We start from the raw sequence: 21,368 nt of genomic DNA, 5'->3' as shown, positions 1-21,368 counted from the left end.
AAATGATGATGCCGGATCAATTTTGAACGCTCATTGACATGATGTATGTTTGTGTCGCTAAAAGCCCTTATGGATAGGAGGCGTATTGGGTGCCGACCTTGTAGCGCTTCATCTCGCTGTCAGTCATCCAATGCACATCTTCGGGCGGTGCTGCTTCCAGTGTGTACCAGTAGAACAACGGATCGATGCCGATACTCTTGTAGTACTTGAGATACTTTTCGTGCTCCTCATGAGATTTGGACAAGTCCAACGCGTTGTAATCCTCGGCACTCCATGAATGCACACCAATGCGCGCGCCCTTCACCACAACTCGCTTTTTACCTGCAAGGAAGAAGTCCGTCCCACCGGACGCGATAATACCGTTTGACGGAATAACCGTGGTCAGCCCGCGCTCATGAACAATGCGGCCCGCCTCTAGATTGGCGTAATCATCGTCGGAACCCGGTACATCCACCATAACGATGCGCTTGATCTTCGGGTTCTCATCCAAAGCCGCCCGCAAATCGATCGGCGTGGACGAGCTGATGACCCCATTCATCACCAGTTCTCCGTCCACGGCCTCAAACCGCGCAATCTCGTAGTCATCTTCAATCGAGCCACACCCAGCCAGCACCAGCACCAACAACGCCGCTGCGGGCCAAACCACCATCTTCTTCAAAGCCACCATTCCAGATCCATCAAGTCATTCCTGTTGGCCTAGTGCTTCTCATAGGTGAGATGAAGGTTGGGTGATCATCTGCTCGCTTACCAGTATCACCGTTTCCAGCGGGAGTGATTTAATTCAGAACGTTCATTCTGATATTTACTGATTCATGCCAAGAAAAGCCAACATAACCACACAGAACCTGACCGACCATGCACTGAAGCATTTTTGGGAGAACGGCTTCCATGCCTCCTCCATGGATGATCTCGTGAAATCAACAGGAGCCACCCGTCACGCCATTTACGGTGCATTTGGCGGAAAAAAGCAGATGTTCCTCCCGTGTTTCCAACGCTATCAGGACCTCGTTGTCTCACCGGCGTTCACTCAGGTAGAGCAGACCGATGCAACGCTGGAGCAAGTCGCAACCTATTTTGAAGCACAAATCAACCGGGCAGAAGAAACAGGCCTTCCGGGCCCAGGGTGTTTCGTTGCCAACTCAGCAACCGAGGTTGCGCCGCACGACAGGGAAGTTCTGGCCAAGGTGGAAGAACACAATTCCCGTCTCAAGCGGGGTTTTCTCAATGCATTGCGCAACGAAACGCCTTCAACGCACCAACTGAGCACAAAAGACCTAGAACTGCTTGCGGGAGTGCTTGTGGTGTTCACCAACGGCCTCTGGTCCACCTCCCGCCTCACCCAAGATGGCGACTTTTTGCGCGCCAGCACCAGACAATTTTTGGAAACCATCAGAAAACGGATTTCGGCCCCATGACTGCTATTGCTCCCTCAAATCTCAAAGGAGCCTTTTGGCTCGCCCTGTTGCTAAACCTGCTTTGGATCAACGCTTCCGAGGTCTTTCGCTATTTCGCCTTCGTCATGCCGTTGATGCGCAGCTCACTTCCGCAGGTTCAGGACGTGGCCCCCATGAATCTGCCGGTGTTTATGATCTGGGGCGTGTGGGACACAGTGCTGGTGCTCGCAGCAACCGGCCTCAGCTGGGTACTGCTGGAACGGTTCGGCCCAACCATCCGCAACGCGCTTTACGCAGGCAGCACAATCTGGGCAACAATCTTCGTCATCCTCTGGCTCGGCCTCTGGAACATGAACCTGGCCACCACCCAAGTCGTCCTGACCACCTTGCCGCTGGCCTGGCTAGAAATGATCGTAGCCGCCCTCATCGTGAGATGGATGATGGTGCGGGGCTAGTTGGTCTTGGGTTATTTTCACAGTACCCTGCCCGCCGGATAGCGGAGGAGTGTTAAGATGGAACAGGTCACGGGCAGTTGTTTGTGTGGCGCTGTTCGCCTTGTGGCGACGGGAGAGCCGGACAGGGTCGGAGTGTGCCATTGTCTCGATTGCCGTAAACATCACGGCGCCGTGTTCCATGCCTCGGCGGTCTATCCTGAGGAGAAGGTCAGCGTTGAGGGCGAGGTGAACGCCTATTAGGGCCGCTTCTTCTGCCCAAAATGCGGATCTTCCGTCTATTCAACCAGCGAGGGCGAAGTTGAGGTCCATCTGGGCGCTCTGGACGAACCCAACCAGATGACCCCAACCTATGAGCTCTGGACCACCCGCCGCGAAACCTGGCTACCTGAGTTCCCGGTTGCAAAAACCTATGAGAAGGATCGTGTTGAAGAGTGAAAAGGTTGCAGTCACGCTTCAGCAAGAGCGCTGTACCCCTCTAATCATTTCTTTCTATAAATCCCTCAAAAAACATCTAATCACGACCTTTAAGCCTAACAGAAATCAATCTCTTGATCGTGCTTCAAAACCCAATGACTATAGCCTTGAGCGTTTCACTTGAGGAATGTCTATAAAGAGGTTGCCGAGGATGCCAACTGCAATAAAAGCACCTGAACTCCCCAAGAAGTGGTCGAGTAGCAGTATTCCAAGCGAACATGAAGCAAAGCAGAGCATCAAGATCCTTCAGGCTCGCGCGAAACTGGCCGGAGATTCACAAGCCCGCAAGCTAGCTGATCTAACGCTGCAGAAACTTGGAAACTTTTTGTTATTTGAAGCGAAAAAAGGGGATCAGAACAAACAAAAGCAAGCGGATGAAATCAAGCCAATGGTCATGAAGCTCTTTGAAAAGGCGCATGAACTAAGTGCTCGTTTAAAGTTGCCATCCGGGTCTTTTGTTGTGCGGGTTGCCAAGCAATCCAAGCCAAAATTTTATCACAACGCCTCAAGTGCTGGAAAAAAGGCCGTTTGGACTTTTAGATACGAAGATGTGGGATTACCATCAGTGAATGGGACATTCGATATCACCATGGACCGCAGCTATGCATCCTTAAAGGGGGATGAGAACAAACAGGCCAAGAAGATTGGTGATGAAGCTGTTGCTGAAACAAAGAAGATTACAAAATCAAGAGACGTAAAGCTGGTGAAGTAAAGCGCTCAGCTTGTATCAGAGCCCCATTCATGAAGCATATCTTCAATGGCAGTCTGGTTTCGGCAATGCCAAATGCACTGGTTTGTGGCACTTTCCAAACAGGTGCTGATACTGCGGCGAAGTCTTGAACCATTTTTGAGACTGCGAACTGCGAAGCGGTATTGCTGAAGCGGCCAGTCCGAGTTTCCTGCAGGCAGTTCCCGGCGGGTTTTGCCTATGTTGCGCCACGGACGCGCTATCAGGCGCCATGTCCTAACCAGCTCAGGTGGATCAAGCCAGACAACAGCATCCGCTCGTGGAAGGGCCAGCGGCAAAAGACTTGGCCCACCTTCAAGGATCCAGGCATCGGTTGCCACGAGTTGCGACAGGTCCCTGTCGACTTCTGATCTTGATCGTTGTTGCCAGTTACTCGTCAATTTGATTGCATCGAAAGACACCAACGGTATTTCGGAACGCGCATCACTCATTCGAGCTGCAACGAAACTTTTGCCTGTTCCGTTTGCACCTGTAACAATCAACCTTCGCATCTAAAACCTGCATGGGTTCCGAGAGATCGGTTCAAATCACTATCTGAATCGCAATACCACCACAACAGCCCCTGCTGAGTAATGCCCTACCCACAGCAGCTTTTGTCTTGCTGGATTGGGGGGCATGGGACTGTGCCGTAGGAGCAGTAGACGCAGCAATCGCCGGGGAGAGGTTTCAGCAAGGTTCCGCAGGCTTTGCAGTCATAAAACCACTGGCAGGCGTTTGTTGGCATGGTTTCAGTTTCGCTGTGCCCGCATTCCGGGCAAGTTACTGTGCTTTCAAGGATAACTGTTTCTGTCATGGCGTCACATCAGGCTGATCAGGTGGTCGTTGATTGCGGTCTCGTTCAAAACGATTGCCCATGCCAGCGCCGTCACGAGTGTACTCACCAGCAAGTGCCACTGCAGTTGGCCTAGTGCACCACGATAGAGAGCAATGCCCCACGCGGTCAGCAGCAGCAAAGAGGACGCAGTCAGCACAAAATAGCTTGCCGCGGCAATTTTGCCAAAAACGGCTAACCAACCGCCACCAAGGCCCGCAAGCATCAAAGCAATGGGGAGCACGCAGCAGGTGGCTACTCCCAGAGAGGCAAAGGAGCCTGCATGGTTCATTTTTAAAAAGGTCTTCATCGGCAAATCCATTCGTCATCGCAGTTGAGATGGTTTTGCCGCATGCTTATAAATGCTGTAGTAACTACAGGATCAAGGTAGGAGTGATCACATGTTCGCGATTGGCGAAGCGTCTAAGCGCAGTGGCGTTGCTATTGAAACGATCCGTTATTACGAGCGCGAAGGCATAGTTATCAAACCTGCCCGCGGGGATAACGGACGTCGTGCCTACTCCGAAAGGGAGATCGGACAGTTACGCTTCATCAAACGCTGCCGGGATCTGGGATTCACCATCAAAGATGCACAAGCACTTCTCAGCCTCGGTGAGCAGCAAGACGAGAACTGCAAAATCGCTCATGACATGAGCAAGGCGCATTTGGACTCTGTTCGGGAAAAAATCGAGAGCCTTCGACAGTTGGAAAAAGCGCTCGAAGAGCTCATGGGCAACTGCGCCAGCGGCAATCTGCAATGCCCTTTGCTGGATCGCCTGCACGCAGACTGAAGCGCCTAACCGACCTGACCCGTAAAAACATAGCAACGCAGAAAAACGCTAAATCGCGCAAAGCAACGCACATTTCAACGCAAGCAAGATGTCCCCTCTGTAAGCGGGGATTAAGTCTCTTCCAGCAGCGCCGGATCAGCCACCACGGCGCGCAGCACCAGGTCAGAAACGCTGCGCGCGATTTCTTCCAGATCCTTGTCGGTTTGCTCGGCGCGCGGTGAGTACCAGAAGCATGGGCCGTTCATCAGGATAATGATGGAGTGCAGGGTGATGGAGACTGATTGCTTTGCAAACACGCCAGCCTCAATGCCTTCCGTCAGCACACCGCGATACAGGTTCTCATAGGCGCGGCGCATTTCGATGATTTGCTCGATCATCTGTGTTTCATGAGGCTTGGCCGCACCACGGAAAAACATGCGGGTGTCTTCGCTGACAACACGGTGATAGCTCAGGAACTTGAGGATGCGCAGCACATGGGCAATGGACATGGCGCGCAGCTTCTCGACAGGGGGGATGTGTTGCGCCGCAATGGGGCTAACCCGTTCCATAAGCAGGGAAACAGAGCGCAGGCGGACGGCATAAAGCAGCTCACCCTTGGAGCGAAAATGGTGGTAAACACGCCCCTTTGTAGACCCAAGCAGACCGGCAATGTCATCAATGGAAGCCACATCCGGCCCCATCCTCATGAAGCACTCCGCAGCAGCGTCCAATATCTCCTGCTGAGACCGGCTCAAATCTTCGATCATTCCCGTATTCCCCTAAAGGCTCCCGCTGCCTTCCCTTTAACGCAGTTTGCTTGCAATCTGAATCCGACAAACTGCTTTAAAGCATCTTTCTTGCGCCCAGTCCTACCCGAAAACCAGCAGGCACATTTCAGGAATGCGCTGTAAATACACAGGTTTACAGTCTCCACCCGAAGCAAAACCCTAGCATACCTAACGAAATTGTGTATCAGAAATTCCTTTACCTGAACCTCCAGTCCCTAGTATAAGTTCAACCTATGATAGATGGAATTGGATCCTCATTTACCGGACTGGCTCGCTCTGCGTCTTACAACGCAGCTCAGCCCGCACGCGTAAACCAGCAGGAATCCACGTCTTTTTCCGTTGAACATGCGGTTCCAAAAGACTCCGTCACCATCAGAAGCGACCTTTCTGCCAACCCGGTAGCGGCTTCCTCTTCCTCTGAAAAGTCCAAGAATGAAAATGGACAGCTTTCTGATGGAGAACAGGAGCAGGTTCAAGAACTTAAGACACGTGATGCGGAAGTTCGCGCGCACGAGCAAGCCCATGCAGCAACAGGTGGTGCCTACGCCGGAGCGCCGAGTTATACGGAGACTCGCGGCCCGGATGGTCACAGCTATGCTATTGGCGGCGAAGTCTCAATTGACTCTGCACCCATTTCCGGTGACCCGGAAGCCAGCATTGCCAAGCTGAATACGGTAATCGCCGCAGCACTCGCGCCCGCTCAGCCATCCGGTCAGGATCAGGCCGTTGCAGCGCAAGCCCAAACGAATCTGGCGCAGGCCTATACCGAGCTGCGCGAGAAGAACCATGGCGGCAGCGAGGAAGAGCAGGAAGCAAGCGAAGTCAGTGGATTGCAGTCCCTGTTGCAGGTTCAGGAATACCCTGAAACCGCCTCGGACCCATCTGCTCTGCTGCTCAACGCTACACAAGCCTATCAGGCTGCGGCAGTTTAACTCTTACCTGAGCGTTATAAATCCAACATCTGTGGCCACAGTGTTGGCTACCCCAAGTAACCTTATGAAAACATGATATTTTCTTGCTTTGGCAACTAAGGAAGCCGGGCCGATCCACCGCGCGATTTGCTAAAGTATTTTCATAAACTCACAGTACATATAAGTATAAGTCATTGACACGTATTTTGTACTAGCCTAAGGCGGAAATGCATTTACGCGTGACTAGAGTTTGCTGTGAAACTGACAAAAGCCAAAGCGACTGTATTTGCTGCACTGTTTGTATTGATGCAGCTTGTTGCGCCTCCCGGCATGATGGTGTCCGGAGGTGAGGACGGCTTTGAGATTGTCATCTGCACCGCGCAAGGTATGCGAACTGTCCTTCTTGACGAGCAGGGCAACGAACTCCAGCAAGCAGAAGAACAGGAAGCCTACGACAACTGTGCCTTCGGTACTGTTGTTGCAAAGGCCCTCAGCTCGTCTCCTCACACAGAATTCGGCGGATCTCCTCTTCCTATCGATGTGGTTTCACTGCCAACGAGCATTGCGTTTGCTGAAACGACAGTGCGCATCGCCGCCCCCAGAGCCCCTCCCGCCTGAGCATAAATTGGTTTGTCCCAGCCTTTCTTATTGTGGCTAATTTGCTGACATAAAAGGGCTATTTTCTCAAAAGACATTCCTGTTCCGTCATGCAAACCCATGGCAATGACAGGTTTTCTGCAGGCTGCTTGCCAGAAAACCCACGCCACATTTGCATGCAACGGACCCCGCAGGGCACAGCCTCGCGTAAAGCTCATCCCTCAATCTCGGCAATGTCTGAGATTGGCTCTGATTGCTCATCAAGTGCAAGGTGCATTCACTTGGCTTTGAAACCATCAACCGTACTGGCCTGCTGGCTCGCAACCTGGTTTGTGATCCTGCAGCTTGTTGCGCCGCCCGGCATGATACCGCGTGCGGGCGCAGATGGTTTTGAGATCACCATTTGCACCTCGCAGGGCTTGCAGCAGATCTTCATCGAAACCTCTGATGAAGACGACGAGCAAAAGGACGTACAGAACAACGCGTTCTGCCTTTTCTCCCTTGCCATGCTGAAGTCACCAGCCCCTGCCTCATTGGGCAGCTTCGCTATTGAAACCTCAAGACCACAGCATACCTTCGCCCTCAACGAGGTGGGACACTACGCAATTCCGCGGCGAAGCCATGCTCCGCGGGCACCTCCTGTCTTTGTCTGATTTTCGCTCGATTACAGATAATGATTGGAATTGAAATGAATAAATTCAAACAACTACTTGGCGTCAGCGGTGTGCTCGCAGCGTCTCTTCCTGCTCTGATTTCCGGCGTGCCAGCGGCACAGGCGGAAGACATTCAACAGCTGCGCATTGCGGTGAAAAAAGACCGCTACAGCGTAGACCCGAAGAAGTTCAACTTCACCACCCGCCGACCAGCCGGACAGATCGTCGAAACGGCTGTTAAACCAGACGAAAACTTCATTCCGCAAGGCGTGTTGTTTGAGACTTGGGACTACAAAGACGGCATCTACAGCATCAAACTGCGCGAGGGCATCAAGTTCCACGACGGCCAGACCTTTGACGCCAAAGCCGCAATCGACGCACTGAAGCTGTACGATCAGGGCCGTTCTGACTTCCTGCAAATCGATCAGGAAAGCTTTGATCAGACCGGGCCTTACACCTTCACGTTCAAGTCCGAGATCAACTCCTCTCTGGTCATTGAAAACATGACCCACCGTGGGGCCTCCCTGTTCTCCATCAACGGTGATCGTGCAGAAAACCCAGTTGGTACAGGTCCTTACCTGCTGGACAGCTACAAGCCAAAACAGTCCATCAGCATGAAACGCAATGCGGATTACTGGGGAGATGCGCCGAAGGTTGAAAACATCACCTATCACTTCATCGCGGATGATCAGGTGCGTTTGCTGGCACTGCAGAACAAGGAGGTCGACATCGTCGCTGAAGTCACCCCTCAGATGCTGCTGAGCCTGCCAAAAGACGGTTCCGTGGTGGTGCACGAATCCCGCCCGATCCGTTACGTGGCTCTGCTGACCAACCTGCACGGCAAAGCACCATACGACACGCTGAAGGACATACGCGTGCGCGAGGCGCTGGCTTATGCCATCAACCGCGAGCAGCTGGCGCAAGTTCTGTTCAACGGCAAAGGTGTTGTTGCAAAAGGCATTTTGCCAGACTGGATGTTTGGTCTTGGCGACAAGCACGTGGACGGCTTTGACTACAACACCCAGAAGGCAGAAGCCCTGCTGGATGAAGCTGGCTGGACCAAAGGCAGCAATGGCATGCGCAGCAAAGACGGCAAGCCGCTGAAGCTTCGCCTTGTTGCGGCTTATCCGAACGTTTCCAGCGTACGCCCAATGCCAGAGCTGCTGGAGCAGATGTTCCGTGGCATCGGCATCGACATTGAGCTGGTTCAGGTTGATGATTCAGGCGTTTACGACGACACCTATCTGGCAACCGGTGAAGCGGATCTGTACATGGAGTTCGCCTCCAACAACAACGCAGACCCAACCTACCTGCTGTACAACCTGTTCCACTCCAAAACCCCGTGGGGCTACCAGTACACCGCGCCGGGTGGCAAACTGGACACCATCCTCGACAATGCCCGTCAGGCGCAGAGCCGCGAAGAAGTCATTGAACTTGTTCGTGAAGCACACCGCGAAATCGTGCAAACTAAACTGGCTGCTATTCCAATCCTGATGGTGCCAAACTTCAACCTGTCCCGTCCGGGTCTGAACATCCCAATGTTCGAGCATGCTGACTGGATCGATTACGGTCAGGTTACCCAAACCAAATAAGAGATGCGCAGCACAGATCATTGCAACACCATGATCTGTGCTGCCTTTTCACGAAAGATCAGCACATGAAGCAGTTTGTTTTCAAGCGCACGCTTTCGGGAATACCAACTCTGTTTGGCATGACCCTGATTGGTTTTTTAATCATCGGCCTCACCCCCGGCGATCCTATTGAGATGGAACTGCGCCGCTTGGGCGTGTCGTTCACCGCTGAGCAGGTGGAGGCATTGCGGGTGGAGTATGGCTTGGATAAGCCTCTGATTCAGCGCTACTTTATCTGGTTGCTGGACCTGTTCCGGCTGGATCTGGGCACCTCCATCGCTTCGGGCCGTCCTGTGTTGGAGCTGTTTAAAGAGCACTTGCCGATTACGGCGACGCTGTCCGTTCTGGCTTTCGTCAGCTCACTGGCTCTGTCGCTGGTGCTTGGCACCGTGACGGCGGTTTCACAGCGCACATCGGTCTCTACCAGCCTTTACGTGCTGACCATGTTTCTGGTCTCCGTGCCATCCTTTTGGCTGGCGCTGTTTCTGCTGGCAGTGTTCGCGCTGGGTTTGGGGTGGTTCAACCTGCTGCAATTCGGCAATGCGCAGGACCTGATCTTACCTGTGATCACGCTGACCCTTGGCAACGCGGCAGTGATGAGCCGGCTGGTGAGGGAGCGGATAATCGCTGTTATGAGCGAAGATTACATCCGCCTTGCGATTACTAAAGGCCTGTCCCGTAGAGCTATTCTGGGGCGCCATGTGTTCAAGTCCATTCTACCACCACTCATCACCAACTGGGCCATTTCCTTTGGTTCCCTGCTGGGTGGATCAGTGATCATTGAAAACATCTTCAACCTGCCCGGCTTAGGGCAACTGGCACTGCAGGCCATTGCGGAGCGGGATTTTGCGATCTTACAAGCTTATCTGCTGTTTATGGGGCTGGTGTTCTTTCTGGCGAACTTTGCGGCGGACCTGACGAACCATTGGCTCATGCCTCAGCTCAAGGAGGATGATCATGGCGTACGTTGATAGCGCAAAATCTATCCCCCTCTCGCGGGCGACCAACCTCTTCAGAGGCAAAACCACGTTTTTGCTCGGCAGCTTCTTTCTATCCTGCTTTATCGTACTGGCCATTGGCGGCGAGGCATTTGCACCCAACCCACCCAACCAGATTGACCTGCTGCACCGCCTCAGCGCGCCCAGCCTCACCTACCCGCTCGGCACCGACCATCTGGGCCGCTGCATCCTCTCCCGCCTGATGACTGGCACGGCGTTATCGCTTGGCACAGCGCTGACAACAGCTGGACTTATCCTCGCCATCGCTTTGCCAGTTGGCCTACTCTCAGCCCTCTGCAAAGGCTGGGTTGATGCAGTTTTGATGCGGATTGCGGATATCTTCCTCGCATTTCCCATGCTGGTGTTTGCCCTCGCAATCATCGGCTATCTGGGCGCGTCCCTCACCTCCGCCGTTATTGGCGTCGCCCTCGCCTGGTGGCCAAGTCTGGCACGTTTGGTCCGCACGCTAACACTCGACGCAGCCTCCAAAGAGTACGTTCTCGCCTCTCGCCAATGCGGGCAGAAGCCATTGAATATCATAGCAAAACACATCCTGCCGCAGATCCTGCCACCTCTACTGGTGGTCCTTTCTCTGGAGATGGCGGGCCTTTTGCTGGTGCTCTCGTCCCTCAGCTTCCTCGGCCTTGGCGCACAACCACCCGCTGCAGAATGGGGTGCCATGCTCAACGAGGCACGCCCCTTCTTCGCAGAGCGTCCAGGCGTCGTTCTGGCACCCGGCATCGTCATCATCCTCGCCGTTCTCAGCTTCAATCTGGTGGGCGAAGGCATCCGCTTTCAGCTGGACAAGAGGAAACCCTACAGATGGTAGATATCCCCCTTCTTCAGGTGCAAAACCTCACCATTTCCAACAGTGCCCAGAACAACGAGCCGCTGGTTGAAGGCGTCTGTTTTGATCTTGCGGCCAACCAGAGATTAGGTCTGATCGGTAAATCCGGTTGCGGTAAGTCATTGACCTGTCACGCGATTACAGGCGCGTTGCGTGCTCCTCTGGCAGCTTCAAGCGGGTCCATCCGGTTTCAAGGCAAAGACCTTCTGGCAATGCCGTTTGCTGAGAAACAGAGGATCAGAGGCATAGGCATCTTCTGCATTTTCCAAAGCCCCGGCAGTGCCTTACACCCCAGCTTGACCATTGCAACGCAGCTGCTTGAAACGGCGGGTAACGTCTCTTTGTTTGGGCAGGACGCTCAGCAGACCATCAGCCAGGCACTGGAGGCCGTCTCACTGCCTCAGCACTGCCTGAAGCAATACCCCAATGCCCTGAGCGGCGGCATGAAGCAGCGGGTTATGATGGCTATAGCATTGATTTTAAAGCCAACTGTCCTGATAGCCGATGAACCAACCACCGGTCTTGATGTCATCACCGAACATGAAACGCTAGAGGCGCTCAACGTGGTACAGCAGGAAACAGGCTCCGCTCTGCTGTTCGTCAGCCACGATCTGCGCATTGTCCGCAAAACCTGCACCTCCGTGCTGGTGATGGATGCTGGCCAGCTCGTAGATGCCTGCGACCTGAACCAGCCAGTCGCGCCAGATTGCCACCACGCCACCGCCGAAATCACCAGAGCTATGGAAAGGCTTCAACTATGACCATGGAAGCACGACATCTCTCCATCGCCTACGGCTCCACTCAGGTGCTCTCCGAAGTCAGCCTGACCCTGCATCCTTCCCGGACCACAGGTCTTGTAGGACGCTCCGGCTGCGGAAAATCAACGCTGGCCAAGGCCATGACGGGCATCATCCCGGCACCGCAAGAGACGCTATTTCACAACAACCAGATCTTCTTCCCCGACCTCAGCAAAACCGGAAATATCATCCACTACATGTGGCAGGACCCACTGGCGGCTTTAAGCCCTTTCTTGAGTGCGCTGGACTTAATCTGCGAACCGCTCAAAGCCATCCATAAGCTGCCCAAGGCTGAACGCCAGCGACAGGCACGAGACCTGTTAGATAGGGTTGGGTTGAATGCAACCTGCGCAGCCAAGCGACCACACCAGCTTTCCGGCGGTCAGTGCCAACGTGTTGCACTGGCACGCGCTTTGGCGGTTAAAGCACGCTTTCTGGTGCTGGATGAGCCGCTCTCCGCGCTGGATCTGGTGACGCAGGAGCAAATAACCTCCCTGTTGCGCAAGGTGCGGGCAGAGATGAACATGGGCCTCCTGATCATCTCACACGACCTGCAAACGCTGGCAAAACTGGCCGATGACATCGCGGTGATGGATGGCGGAAGGATCGTAGAACATAAGGAAACACAAGAGTTTTTCGCAGCCCCCGAGCATCAGCTATCTCGCCGTTTTGTCGAGATCTCGAAGTACTCAGCCCCTGCAGCTCTGACACAAACCCCTGCGAATATGCCCGCCTAACCCGGTTTAGGCGGGCATTGTTGTTTGTGGAGCGCTTCTTTTAGGCTTCACGCCTTCTCCGGCTTCCAGTCTGGCTGAGTATCAAAGACCGCAGCTGTTTCTGGCAGAGTATCCCAATGCGGTTTGTCGCGATCGAAGATGACAACCTGAATCTCCAAATCATCCGCGTTGTCCATGGAGCCGAGAGGGAGTGTCATGTGGTCAGGCGCCTTGGTATTACGGCCATAAATCGGACTTCCGCAGCTTGGGCAGAAGGCTTTGGTGACCTGCGAGCCGTTGGCGGAGGTATAGACATACTCACCCAGTTTGCCCGAGATAATCACCTGATCCGCACGGAACATGGCGCCAATCGTGTGGCCAGTACCACTCAGCCGGCGGCATTCCTCACAATGACATTGAGCCGTAACCACCGGATCACCCTCAATCTTGTAGGACACTGCCCCACACATGCAACGCCCGGATCGTTTCATCACGCTCATTACTCCACCAGTTCGCCAATCAATTCACACGCCATACCGGCGATGAGAGGGACAGCTTTTCGCATCATTTCTACAGCTTGCGGATTGGACGCATTACCCGCTTCCGCACGGGCCACAACCCCTTGAAGAATAGCAGCTAATCGGAACATGGAAAACGCGAGATAGAACTCCCAGTTCTCAATCTCGCTGAGCCCACGACGCATACAGTACTGGCGTACATACTCCTCTTCAAGCGGAATACCAAGTGCCACACGATCCAGCCCCGCCAACCCGCGCAGGCCTTTGAAAGATGGCAAACGCCACTGCATGCATTGATAGGCAAGGTCCGCTAGCGGATGGCCAAGCGTGGAAAGTTCCCAGTCCAGCACAGCCACAATCCGCGGTTCTGTGGGATGGAAGATCAGGTTGTCGAGCCGGTAATCCCCGTGCACCAGCGAGGATGTTCCGTCGTCCTCCACCATATTGGCTTCCAACCACTCCATCAGGCGGTTCATGGCTGGAATTATTGTAGTTTCAGAGGCTTTGTACTGCTTGATCCAGCGCCCGGTTTGCCTCTCAAAATAGTTGCCGGGCTTACCATAGTGCATCAGGTCAACGGCATTGGGAGAGACATCATGCAGCGCTGCCAACACGCGGTTCATCTCCGCAAAGATCGCCATACGCTCTTCGTTAGAGCATTCCGGCAATGAAGGATCCCAGAAGATCCGCCCTTCAACATACTCCATCACAAAGAACATTGTGCCGATTGGAGAATCGTCCGCAGACAGATGATAGGTCTTGGGCACAGGCACATCACTGCCCGCCAGAGCCGTCATCACCTGATACTCGCGATCCACCATATGGGCGGATTTCAGCAAGGTTCCCGGAGGTTTAGCTCGCATGACATAGGTCTTATCAGAGGTCACTAGCTTGTAAGTTGGGTTGGATTGGCCACCCGGAAACTTCTCAATCTCCAGAAGCTCACCAAACTCCGGTATCTGCTGCTTCAGATAGGCCTGTAGCGCTGGTTTCTCTAATGTATGCAAGGCGTTCGTCATGGGCTCCCCTCCTCCATGAAACATCCGGTTGCCTGACGGTTCCTCCGTCCCGTGAACAGTCAGGCTCCTTATCGGCTTTTAGGTTCAGGCGTTGGCCATTGCCTTTACCAGCTTGGCGACACCTTCCATGGCACTGTTCACCGGCTCCGCATCCGTGCGGTCAGCAATCCGGCCCCAGTTGGCAGCAATTGCCTCTGGTGTACGGTCATCCTCAGCCAAATGAATGCCTTGTGTTTCAACCATTTCGGCCAGTGTGTAAGTGCCGGCAGCGGCCACAAGCACCTTACGGGTTGGCGCAGCATCAGAGCACAGGAACACCACTGCAGGCGTGATGTTCTCTGGTGCCAGCATCTTCAGCGTGCCAGCATCCATGATTGTTTCTGTCATGCGTGTGCCAGCAGAAGGTGCGATGCAGTTGATGTGAATGTTGCTTTTTGTCCCTTCAAGGCCAAGCGTATTCATCATGCCCCAAAGGCCCGCTTTCGCAGCGCCGTAGTTCGCCTGCCCAAAGTTGCCATAGATGCCGGATGGAGATGTAGTCATGATGATGCGGCCATAGCCCTGCTCTTTCATCACGTTCCAGACGGCCTTGGTGCAGAGCGCTGCGCCATTGAGGTGCACGTCTACCACTTTGTTCCAGTTGGACATTTCCATCTTGGCAAAGGATTTATCGCGCAAAATGCCAGCGTTGTTGATGAGAATATCAACGCGCCCGAATGCTTCTATGGTGGCCGCAACCATAGCGTTGACAGCAGCCTCATCCGTCACATCTGCAGCGTTGGCGATTGCTTTACCGCCTGCTGCTTTGATCTCCTCGACAACAGTTTCAGCAGCGGTTGCGGACGAACCAGAACCATCAACAGAACCGCCCAGATCATTCACCACCACCGCAGCGCCGCGCGCAGCAAGGTCCAGCGCGTAAAGATGGCCAAGCCCACCGCCTGCGCCCGTAACAATCGCTACCTGACCGGCAAAATTTATCGTGTCCTGCGTCATGCAGCTACCTCCTCAAAAAACGTCATTGTCAGCCATTGTGCAACCAACGCGGGGCTTTCGACACCCTCAATCTCAATTGAAAGACCAAACTCCTGAAGGATCTGACCATCTCCCTTGCGGGTCAGATTATCCAGAGTGAAACGTCCCCGAATGCGCTTACCACTGGCAACGGGATGTAAAAAGCGGATTTTATTGAAACCATAGTTGATGCCCATGGTCCGCCCCTTCACATCCGGAAGGGTTTCTATGGCGAATTTGCTGGCGAGCGAGAGCGTGAGAAACCCATGGGCGATGGTACCGCCAAACGGAGTTTCAGCCGCGGCGCGCTCAGGATCCATATGGATAAACTGCTCATCAAAGGTCAGTTTGCCAAAGGTGGAGATCATATACTGATCCACCTCCACCCAGTCAGACAAGCCTATCTGCTGGCCAATCCGGGCCTCAAGTTCTTCTATGGTCAGTTCCATAAGCCCCTCACTGTCCAAACAAATTGGTGCCTGTGGCGATATGAATGCCACCATCCAGCGGGATCACTTCTCCCGTGACATAAGACCCGCCTTTGCCACAAAGGAAGAGCGTCGCACCCGCGATGTCATCAGGGTGCCCGATCCGGCCAAGTGGCACGCCTTTCCCAACATGCGCTGCTTTTTCGTCCGTGCCCGTTGCAAACGCTGTCATGTTGGATTGAAACGGCCCCGGTGCGAAGCCGTTGAATGTAATGTGTTCTTTCGCCAATTCTTTTGCGAGGATACGCGTCAGCTGGTGCACTGCGGCCTTTGAGGCTGAGTAAGAGTAAGCGCCATCCCCAATCGGCGTGGAGCCCATGACCGAGCCCAGATTGATAACGCGGGCCGGATCTTCCGGACGTCCGCTGGCTTTCAACTCCGGCAATAAGGTCTGGGTCAGATGGAACAGGCCTGCCACGTTGACATCCATCACCTTCTTCCACGCAAAATACGGGAAGGTGCCCAGTGGCTCACCCCAGGTGATGCCAGCATTGTTGACCAGAATATCAAGCTTTGGGCTGCGCTCACGCACAGCTTCAGCAAGAGCCAACACGCCCTCTTCAGAGCCAACATCTCCCTGAAACGCTTCAACAGATCCGGCAGCCTCCGGGTTGTTGGCTTTCAGGTTCGCATTGATCTCTTGTGCTGTCTTCTCAACCACGTCCAGCTTGCGCGAGCAGATGAAGACGCGTGCGCCACCTTCTGCCAGTGCAGTGGCAACCATGCGGCCAATGCCGGTTCCACCACCTGTTACCAGCGCTGTTTTGCCAGCGACACCAAACAGTTCATCAAGATATCCCATGAAGACACCCTACCTCCCATAGTGTTCTTCGATCTGCCACTGCATCTCACGCGACTTGATTCAGGCGTTTCTTCATTCAGATACCGCCACCCACGTTTTGGGGAGGCCACCTTAAACCAATGGTCAAGCGTGCTCATCTTCGCGCGCAGTTGACAACATACTCAGTAGTATGTTTCCGTATATCAACAGTTGTAAAGCAAAATTTTTAGCTCGTTTCTTTTGTCTCTCCGGCCTGGGATTTTGATTTTGTGTGGGAGCTCATGATCACCTATCCCTCTGATAATAAGTGGAATTTCCCCACGGGCCTGTAAAGATAAAAGAGCTCAGATGTCTTGGGAGGGTCAATCATGAGCGACATTTTATTAGCCGAACGTCCAGCTATGGACCTTGGGGTAAGCCAGCGTGTAGCGCCACTCATGGAACAAGTGCGCAGCATGGTTCGCGATGAAATCATGCCTCTCGAGGACGAATTTCATGATGAGATTCCGGTGGGAGACCGCTGGCAACATACTCCGCGGCAAACAGAAATTCTGGAAAGCCTCAAGGCAAGCGCACGCGCCAAGGGCCTTTGGAATTTCTGGCTGACAGACTCCAAGCGCGGCTACGGCCTCAGCACCGTTGAATACGCCTATCTGGCTGAAGAGATGGGCAAATCTCCTCTTGCACCAGAAGTATTCAACTGCAACGCCCCTGACACCGGCAACATGGAGGTGTTTGAGCGCTACGGCTCCGAGGCGATGAAAGAAACATGGCTGAAGCGTATGCTGGACGGCGAGATTCGCTCAGCCTACCTGATGACTGAGCCAGACCACGGCTCGTCCGACGCCACCAACATCCGCATGTCCTGCGTGCGAGATGGAGACCACTATGTGCTGAACGGCGAGAAGTGGTGGTCTTCTGGCGCTGGCGACCCGCGCTGTGCGGTCTACATCACCATGGTTCACACGCCAACGGACGGCACCAAGCATAAGCAGCACTCGATGATCGTGGTGGACGCCAACACACCGGGCATCACCAAGCTACGCCCGATGCAGGTGTTTGGTCATGACCATGCCCCTCACGGACACTTGCACCTGCGGTTTGAGGATGTACGTGTTCCTACTGAAAACCTGCTTTTGGAAGAAGGGCGCGGCTTTGAAGTGGCACAAGGCCGCCTTGGACCGGGTCGCATCCACCATTGCATGCGAGCAATTGGACAAGCGGAACAAGCGCTTGAGCTGATGTGTAAGCGCTCCATCAACCGCGAAGCCTTTGGTAAGCAGCTTTACAAACTAGGTGCAAACTTCGACATCATCGCCGAATGCCGCATGGAAATTGAGCAGGCCCGCCTCCTCTGCCTGAAAGCTGCATGGATGATGGACAATGCCTCCGCCCGTGAAGCGGCGTTCTGGATCAGCCAGATCAAGGTTGTTGCGCCGCGCATGGCACTCAAGGTGACGGATGAAGCCATGCAGATGTTTGGTGGTCAGGGTATCTCTCAGGATACCCCGCTGGCAACCAACTGGATGAACCTGCGCACCTTGCGCTTTGCGGATGGCCCGGACGCAGTGCACCGCAACTTCATTGGCCGCTCCGAGCTGCGCAAACATACTCAGGAAAAGATCTGATAGGGCGGGAGAGCCATCGCTCTCCTCATCCTTTGCATCTGCACTCCAAAACAGGGAGAACGCAATGACATCACTTGATGAATTCCGCATGGAAACAAGGGCTTGGTTGGAAGAGAACTGCCCGCAAGACATGCGCAAGACAGTCACCACAGAGAGCGACATCTGCTGGGGTGGCCGCAACTGGACCTTTAAGTCCGAAGCACAACAGCAATGGCTGGAGCGCATGGCCGAGCGTGGCTGGACCGTGCCAAGCTGGCCGAAAGAGTACGGCGGCGGCGGCCTGAACGGTGACGAGGCTAAGATCCTCAAAGAGGAGATGACGCGCATCAACGCCATGTCTCCACTGGAAAGCTTCGGTATCTGGATGCTTGGTCCCGCTCTGCTGAAATACGGCTCTCATGAGCAAAAGCTGCAGCACCTACCCAAGATTGCTCGCGGTGAAATTCGCTGGTGTCAGGGCTACTCAGAGCCTGGATCCGGCTCCGATCTGGCGTCAGTCCAAACCAAAGGCGTGGACATGGGCGACCACTTCCTCGTCTCCGGCCAGAAGATCTGGACCTCCTATGCTGATCAAGCAGACTGGATCTTTGCTCTGGTGCGCACTGAACCTGATGCGAAGAAACACAAGGGCATCTCATTCCTGCTGTTTGATATGGCCAACGAGGGTGTTTCCACCAAGCCAATCCGCCTGATTTCCGGCAGTTCTCCGTTCTGCGAAACCTTCTTCGATGACGTGAAGGTGCCTATGGAGAATGTGGTTGATGAGCGCGGCAACGGCTGGACAATCGCCAAGTATCTGCTGACCCATGAGCGCGAAATGGTCAGCAATCTGGATGCGATTTTTGGCGGTTCCGCTAGCCTTTATGAAACTGCGATCGACTCCATTGGGCTGGATGAGACAGGCCGATTGGATGACCCGCTCCTTCGTGCTGATATCGGGGAGTTCCTGATTGATGAAATGGCACTGACCGCACATCTGGCAGCTGCGAAAGACTTCCACCGTGCTGGCAACCAGCTGGGCGCCCGTTCTGCAGAGCTTAAGTATCTCGGCACAGAACTGAACAAACGCCGCCAGAGCCTCGTTGTACAGGCTGGAGGGCTGGAAGCCTTGTCTGGGCCGGAAGAGAACAACGGCATAGGCAACCAGTCTGCCTCGTGGCTGCGCTCCAAAGGCAACAGCATTGAAGGCGGCACCTCGGAGATCATGCTCTCCATCATTTCTAAGGCAGTGCTGCGCCTGCCATCACTGGGTTAAGGAGAGAAAATATGGAACTTTTCAGCTCTGAAGAAACCCTTCTGAAGGACTCAGCCTCTGGTTTTATGGCAGAAAATGCCTCGGTTCAGGCACTGCGTGATCTGCGCGACCAGAAAGAGGCTCTTGGCTTTAATCAGGAGCTTCACAAAACACTGGCCGACATGGGCTGGTTTGGCATGTTGCTGCCGGAAGACGCTGGCGGATACGACTTTGGCCACCGCGCTGCGGGCCTTGTGGCTGAGGAAATGGGTCGCAACCTGACGGCCTCTCCGTTCCTCTCCACCGCTGTTTTGAGCGCAATTGCACTGCGTCAGTCTGGTGGTGAGCATTTAAGCGAGTGGGGACCGAAGATCGCAACTGGCGACGCAGTCATCGCACTGGCCATAGATGAGGGAGCAAAGCACAACCCCTCGCGCATCAAAGCCACGGCAGAATCGGACGGCAACGGCTTCATTCTCAACGCCAGAAAACGCGCCGTGTTTGATGGTTACAATGCCGACCGGCTGATTGTTGTTGCAAAAACCGGCGAAGACACAGGGCTTTTTCTGGTAGACCCAAGCGCGGCGGAAGTTGCGGTAGAGCGCAACGCTATGCTGGACAGCCGCAATGCGGCGAACATTCAGATCAGCAATTTGCATCTGGATGGCAAGGATTTGCTGTGTCCGCTTGATAAGGGCGCGACTGTTCTGGAAGCCACGCTCCGCTCAGGTCGTTCGATTGCAGCTTCAGAACAACTTGGAGTTGCAAGAGAAGTTGCAGAGCGCACAACGGCGTACCTGAATGAAAGAAAACAATTTGGTGTTCCAATCGGCATGTTTCAGGCACTCCAACACAGAATGGCCGACCTTTATTGCCAGATTGAACAAACAGCTTCACTCATCTCTTCCGCGTTACGCGCAATAGATACAACCTCAGATAAGGCAGAGACTCTTTCCCGAGCAGCCAAAGCCAAGGTTGCTAAAGTTTCTCGCGTGGCAACAGAAGAAGCGGTGCAGATGCATGGTGGAATCGGTATGACCGACGAAGTTGACGTCGGATTGTTCATGAAACACGACCGGGTGTTAACAGAGATGCTCGGTGACAGTGCTCACCATATAGACTTTCTGCTAAAAACACGGGGTCTTTAGCTGTATAATCCGTAATTCTACTTGTGATTATTTCTAAAGTAACTTCATAATTAAAGCCATCTGGTCCACCCCTTTGGATCAGCGAGAGCCAGTCCGCAACAGCATTGCCCGGTGTTGCAGACTGGCTCTTTCTATTTTTGGCTAACCAAAACCATCTCAGATCTTCATACCCGGCATGTTGAGGGAGGATGTGTTTCCACCATCAACTGCGAGGGCCTGGCCAGTGATGAAGCTGGCATCGCGGCTGGCAAGGAAAGCGATTGTTGCTGCAACTTCAGTAGGATCACCGTGCCGACGCAGTTCCGCTCTTGAGCCGAGCCTGTCTTCTTTGCCAACACTGCGGGCGTGATCAAACACAGGTTTTGTCATGCCGGTCTCAATGAGCCCCGGACAAACCGCATTCACACGCACACCATGCTCGCCAAAATCACAGGCGGATGTTTTTGTAAAATTGATGAGCGCAGCTTTGGACGCGCTATAGGCATTGCCGCCAGCGCCGGCTCTGATTCCAGCAACGGATGCAGTATTCACAATAGAACCTTGACCTGAAGCCTTGAGCTGTTCGCGGGTGTACTTGGTGAATAGCATTGCGCCGAGTACATTCACCTCATAAACCTTGAGCCAGTCGCTGAAGTCCTCATGGCTTCCGCCCCACGAGCCTTCGCAGATGACCCCGGCATTGTTGCAAAGAACGCTTATACCGCCAAAGGTGTTCTCAACCGCATCCACACAGCTCTCAACCGCTTCTTCATTCGCAACATCAACGACATAGACCCGCGCACGGCAACCTTCTGGCAACAGCCCCGCGGTTTCATCAAGGCCGTCCTCATTCAGGTCCACCAGAGCGATCGCAGCTCCTTCTTCCGCCAGTCGGATCGCGGTCGCGCGGCCAATGCCGCTGCCTGCGCCCGTAATCAGGGCTGCCTGACCTGCAAATCTGGGTTGCAT

26 protein-coding genes and 1 pseudogene are annotated in these 21,368 nt (G+C 54.1%); 16 read left to right on the top strand and 11 right to left on the bottom strand.

Translation table 11 applies throughout. From position 1 onward, the window contains the following. Positions 1 to 67: 67 nt before the first annotated feature. Positions 68 to 667: a COG3904 family protein gene (locus PsWM33_RS08715; protein WP_063295893.1), complete on the bottom strand. Its 600-nt coding sequence runs from the start codon at positions 665 to 667 to the stop codon at positions 68 to 70. Positions 668 to 812: 145 nt separating this feature from the next. On the opposite strand from PsWM33_RS08715, the gene PsWM33_RS08710 reads away from it, so the two are divergent. The 4 genes and pseudogenes from PsWM33_RS08710 to PsWM33_RS08695 all read left to right on the top strand — a co-directional run bounded on the left by PsWM33_RS08710 (position 813) and on the right by PsWM33_RS08695 (position 3,035). Next, complete coding sequence (locus tag PsWM33_RS08710; RefSeq protein WP_063299931.1) at positions 813 to 1,415, top strand: TetR/AcrR family transcriptional regulator; 603 nt, start codon at positions 813 to 815, stop codon at positions 1,413 to 1,415. Next, the gene (locus tag PsWM33_RS08705) at positions 1,412 to 1,849 is read left to right on the top strand and encodes a hypothetical protein (protein WP_063299930.1); all 438 of its coding nucleotides are present in this window, start codon (positions 1,412 to 1,414) and stop codon (positions 1,847 to 1,849) included. The genes PsWM33_RS08710 and PsWM33_RS08705 overlap by 4 nt, the downstream gene beginning before the upstream one ends. 57 nt (positions 1,850 to 1,906) lie before the next feature. Then, positions 1,907 to 2,284: pseudogene (locus PsWM33_RS08700) on the top strand (GFA family protein). A 190-nt stretch (positions 2,285 to 2,474) separates the two neighbouring features. Further along, the gene (locus PsWM33_RS08695) at positions 2,475 to 3,035 is read left to right on the top strand and encodes a hypothetical protein (protein WP_063292991.1); all 561 of its coding nucleotides are present in this window, start codon (positions 2,475 to 2,477) and stop codon (positions 3,033 to 3,035) included. A 5-nt stretch (positions 3,036 to 3,040) separates the two neighbouring features. On the opposite strand, the gene PsWM33_RS08690 is transcribed toward PsWM33_RS08695, so the two are convergent. The 3 genes from PsWM33_RS08690 to PsWM33_RS08685 all read right to left on the bottom strand — a co-directional run bounded on the left by PsWM33_RS08690 (position 3,041) and on the right by PsWM33_RS08685 (position 4,192). After that, positions 3,041 to 3,562, bottom strand: coding sequence for a hypothetical protein (locus tag PsWM33_RS08690; RefSeq protein ID WP_063299929.1), 522 nt, complete (start codon positions 3,560 to 3,562; stop codon positions 3,041 to 3,043). 86 nt (positions 3,563 to 3,648) lie between these two features. Next, the gene (locus PsWM33_RS28390; RefSeq protein WP_082596645.1) at positions 3,649 to 3,864 is read right to left on the bottom strand and encodes a GDCCVxC domain-containing (seleno)protein; all 216 of its coding nucleotides are present in this window, start codon (positions 3,862 to 3,864) and stop codon (positions 3,649 to 3,651) included. A gap of 4 nt (positions 3,865 to 3,868) precedes the next feature. After that, on the bottom strand, positions 3,869 to 4,192 hold the full coding sequence (locus tag PsWM33_RS08685; RefSeq protein WP_063299948.1) for a hypothetical protein: 324 nt from the start codon (positions 4,190 to 4,192) through the stop codon (positions 3,869 to 3,871). 91 nt (positions 4,193 to 4,283) lie between these two features. On the opposite strand from PsWM33_RS08685, the gene PsWM33_RS08680 reads away from it, so the two are divergent. Then, positions 4,284 to 4,673: a MerR family transcriptional regulator gene (locus PsWM33_RS08680; RefSeq protein WP_063299928.1), complete on the top strand. Its 390-nt coding sequence runs from the start codon at positions 4,284 to 4,286 to the stop codon at positions 4,671 to 4,673. Between the two features lie 110 nt (positions 4,674 to 4,783). On the opposite strand, the gene PsWM33_RS08675 is transcribed toward PsWM33_RS08680, so the two are convergent. Then, on the bottom strand, positions 4,784 to 5,419 hold the full coding sequence (locus tag PsWM33_RS08675; protein ID WP_063287854.1) for a TetR/AcrR family transcriptional regulator: 636 nt from the start codon (positions 5,417 to 5,419) through the stop codon (positions 4,784 to 4,786). Between the two features lie 254 nt (positions 5,420 to 5,673). Here PsWM33_RS08675 and PsWM33_RS08670 point away from each other — a divergent pair, with 254 nt between their 5' ends. The 8 genes from PsWM33_RS08670 to PsWM33_RS08635 all read left to right on the top strand — a co-directional run bounded on the left by PsWM33_RS08670 (position 5,674) and on the right by PsWM33_RS08635 (position 12,611). After that, entirely contained in the window at positions 5,674 to 6,372 is a 699-nt protein-coding gene (locus PsWM33_RS08670) for a putative metalloprotease CJM1_0395 family protein (RefSeq protein ID WP_063299927.1), read from the top strand. A gap of 234 nt (positions 6,373 to 6,606) precedes the next feature. Beyond that, positions 6,607 to 6,969 carry a DUF2946 family protein gene (locus PsWM33_RS08665; protein ID WP_063299926.1) on the top strand — a complete coding sequence of 121 codons (363 nt, stop codon included), beginning with the start codon at positions 6,607 to 6,609 and terminating at the stop codon, positions 6,967 to 6,969. Positions 6,970 to 7,229: 260 nt separating this feature from the next. Then, positions 7,230 to 7,601: a DUF2946 family protein gene (locus PsWM33_RS08660; RefSeq protein ID WP_153039915.1), complete on the top strand. Its 372-nt coding sequence runs from the start codon at positions 7,230 to 7,232 to the stop codon at positions 7,599 to 7,601. Between the two features lie 35 nt (positions 7,602 to 7,636). After that, the gene (locus tag PsWM33_RS08655) at positions 7,637 to 9,193 is read left to right on the top strand and encodes an ABC transporter substrate-binding protein (RefSeq protein ID WP_063299947.1); all 1,557 of its coding nucleotides are present in this window, start codon (positions 7,637 to 7,639) and stop codon (positions 9,191 to 9,193) included. Between the two features lie 65 nt (positions 9,194 to 9,258). Continuing rightward, positions 9,259 to 10,203: an ABC transporter permease gene (locus PsWM33_RS08650; protein WP_063299924.1), complete on the top strand. Its 945-nt coding sequence runs from the start codon at positions 9,259 to 9,261 to the stop codon at positions 10,201 to 10,203. Then, positions 10,190 to 11,059 (top strand): ABC transporter permease, encoded by an 870-nt coding sequence (locus PsWM33_RS08645; RefSeq protein WP_063299923.1) that lies wholly within the window; start codon positions 10,190 to 10,192, stop codon positions 11,057 to 11,059. The genes PsWM33_RS08650 and PsWM33_RS08645 overlap by 14 nt, the downstream gene beginning before the upstream one ends. Further along, positions 11,053 to 11,838 (top strand): ABC transporter ATP-binding protein, encoded by a 786-nt coding sequence (locus PsWM33_RS08640; protein WP_063299922.1) that lies wholly within the window; start codon positions 11,053 to 11,055, stop codon positions 11,836 to 11,838. Before PsWM33_RS08645 ends, PsWM33_RS08640 begins: the two co-directional genes overlap by 7 nt. Beyond that, entirely contained in the window at positions 11,835 to 12,611 is a 777-nt protein-coding gene (locus tag PsWM33_RS08635; protein WP_063299921.1) for an ABC transporter ATP-binding protein, read from the top strand. The genes PsWM33_RS08640 and PsWM33_RS08635 overlap by 4 nt, the downstream gene beginning before the upstream one ends. A gap of 47 nt (positions 12,612 to 12,658) precedes the next feature. Here PsWM33_RS08635 and PsWM33_RS08630 read toward each other — a convergent pair whose 3' ends face one another. The 5 genes from PsWM33_RS08630 to PsWM33_RS08610 form a co-directional block, all read right to left on the bottom strand. Next, complete coding sequence (locus tag PsWM33_RS08630; protein ID WP_244276674.1) at positions 12,659 to 13,081, bottom strand: GFA family protein; 423 nt, start codon at positions 13,079 to 13,081, stop codon at positions 12,659 to 12,661. Positions 13,082 to 13,089: 8 nt separating this feature from the next. Continuing rightward, positions 13,090 to 14,127 (bottom strand): phosphotransferase family protein, encoded by a 1,038-nt coding sequence (locus tag PsWM33_RS08625; RefSeq protein ID WP_063299920.1) that lies wholly within the window; start codon positions 14,125 to 14,127, stop codon positions 13,090 to 13,092. Between the two features lie 84 nt (positions 14,128 to 14,211). Then, positions 14,212 to 15,123: an SDR family NAD(P)-dependent oxidoreductase gene (locus tag PsWM33_RS08620; protein WP_063299919.1), complete on the bottom strand. Its 912-nt coding sequence runs from the start codon at positions 15,121 to 15,123 to the stop codon at positions 14,212 to 14,214. Next, positions 15,120 to 15,590 (bottom strand): MaoC family dehydratase, encoded by a 471-nt coding sequence (locus PsWM33_RS08615; RefSeq protein WP_063299918.1) that lies wholly within the window; start codon positions 15,588 to 15,590, stop codon positions 15,120 to 15,122. The genes PsWM33_RS08620 and PsWM33_RS08615 overlap by 4 nt, the downstream gene beginning before the upstream one ends. A gap of 7 nt (positions 15,591 to 15,597) precedes the next feature. Then, positions 15,598 to 16,431: an SDR family oxidoreductase gene (locus tag PsWM33_RS08610; protein ID WP_063299917.1), complete on the bottom strand. Its 834-nt coding sequence runs from the start codon at positions 16,429 to 16,431 to the stop codon at positions 15,598 to 15,600. Positions 16,432 to 16,778: 347 nt separating this feature from the next. Between PsWM33_RS08610 and PsWM33_RS08605 the strand changes: the two genes are divergently transcribed. The 3 genes from PsWM33_RS08605 (at position 16,779) to PsWM33_RS08595 (ending at position 20,420) form a co-directional block, all read left to right on the top strand. Next, positions 16,779 to 18,038: an acyl-CoA dehydrogenase family protein gene (locus PsWM33_RS08605; protein WP_244276672.1), complete on the top strand. Its 1,260-nt coding sequence runs from the start codon at positions 16,779 to 16,781 to the stop codon at positions 18,036 to 18,038. Between the two features lie 64 nt (positions 18,039 to 18,102). Further along, positions 18,103 to 19,293, top strand: a complete 1,191-nt coding sequence (locus PsWM33_RS08600; protein ID WP_063299916.1) for an acyl-CoA dehydrogenase family protein — start codon at positions 18,103 to 18,105, stop codon at positions 19,291 to 19,293. Positions 19,294 to 19,304: 11 nt separating this feature from the next. Beyond that, a complete protein-coding gene (locus PsWM33_RS08595; protein WP_063299915.1) occupies positions 19,305 to 20,420 on the top strand; it encodes an acyl-CoA dehydrogenase family protein in 1,116 nt (371 codons plus the stop codon). 156 nt (positions 20,421 to 20,576) lie between these two features. Here the strand turns inward: PsWM33_RS08595 and PsWM33_RS08590 are convergent, their stop codons facing one another. Further along, entirely contained in the window at positions 20,577 to 21,368 is a 792-nt protein-coding gene (locus PsWM33_RS08590; RefSeq protein WP_063299914.1) for an SDR family NAD(P)-dependent oxidoreductase, read from the bottom strand.

It is taken from the genome of Pseudovibrio sp. WM33, from assembly GCF_001623165.1.
Lineage (GTDB): Bacteria > Pseudomonadota > Alphaproteobacteria > Rhizobiales > Stappiaceae > Pseudovibrio.
This window is presented reverse-complemented; position numbering and strand designations above follow the sequence as displayed.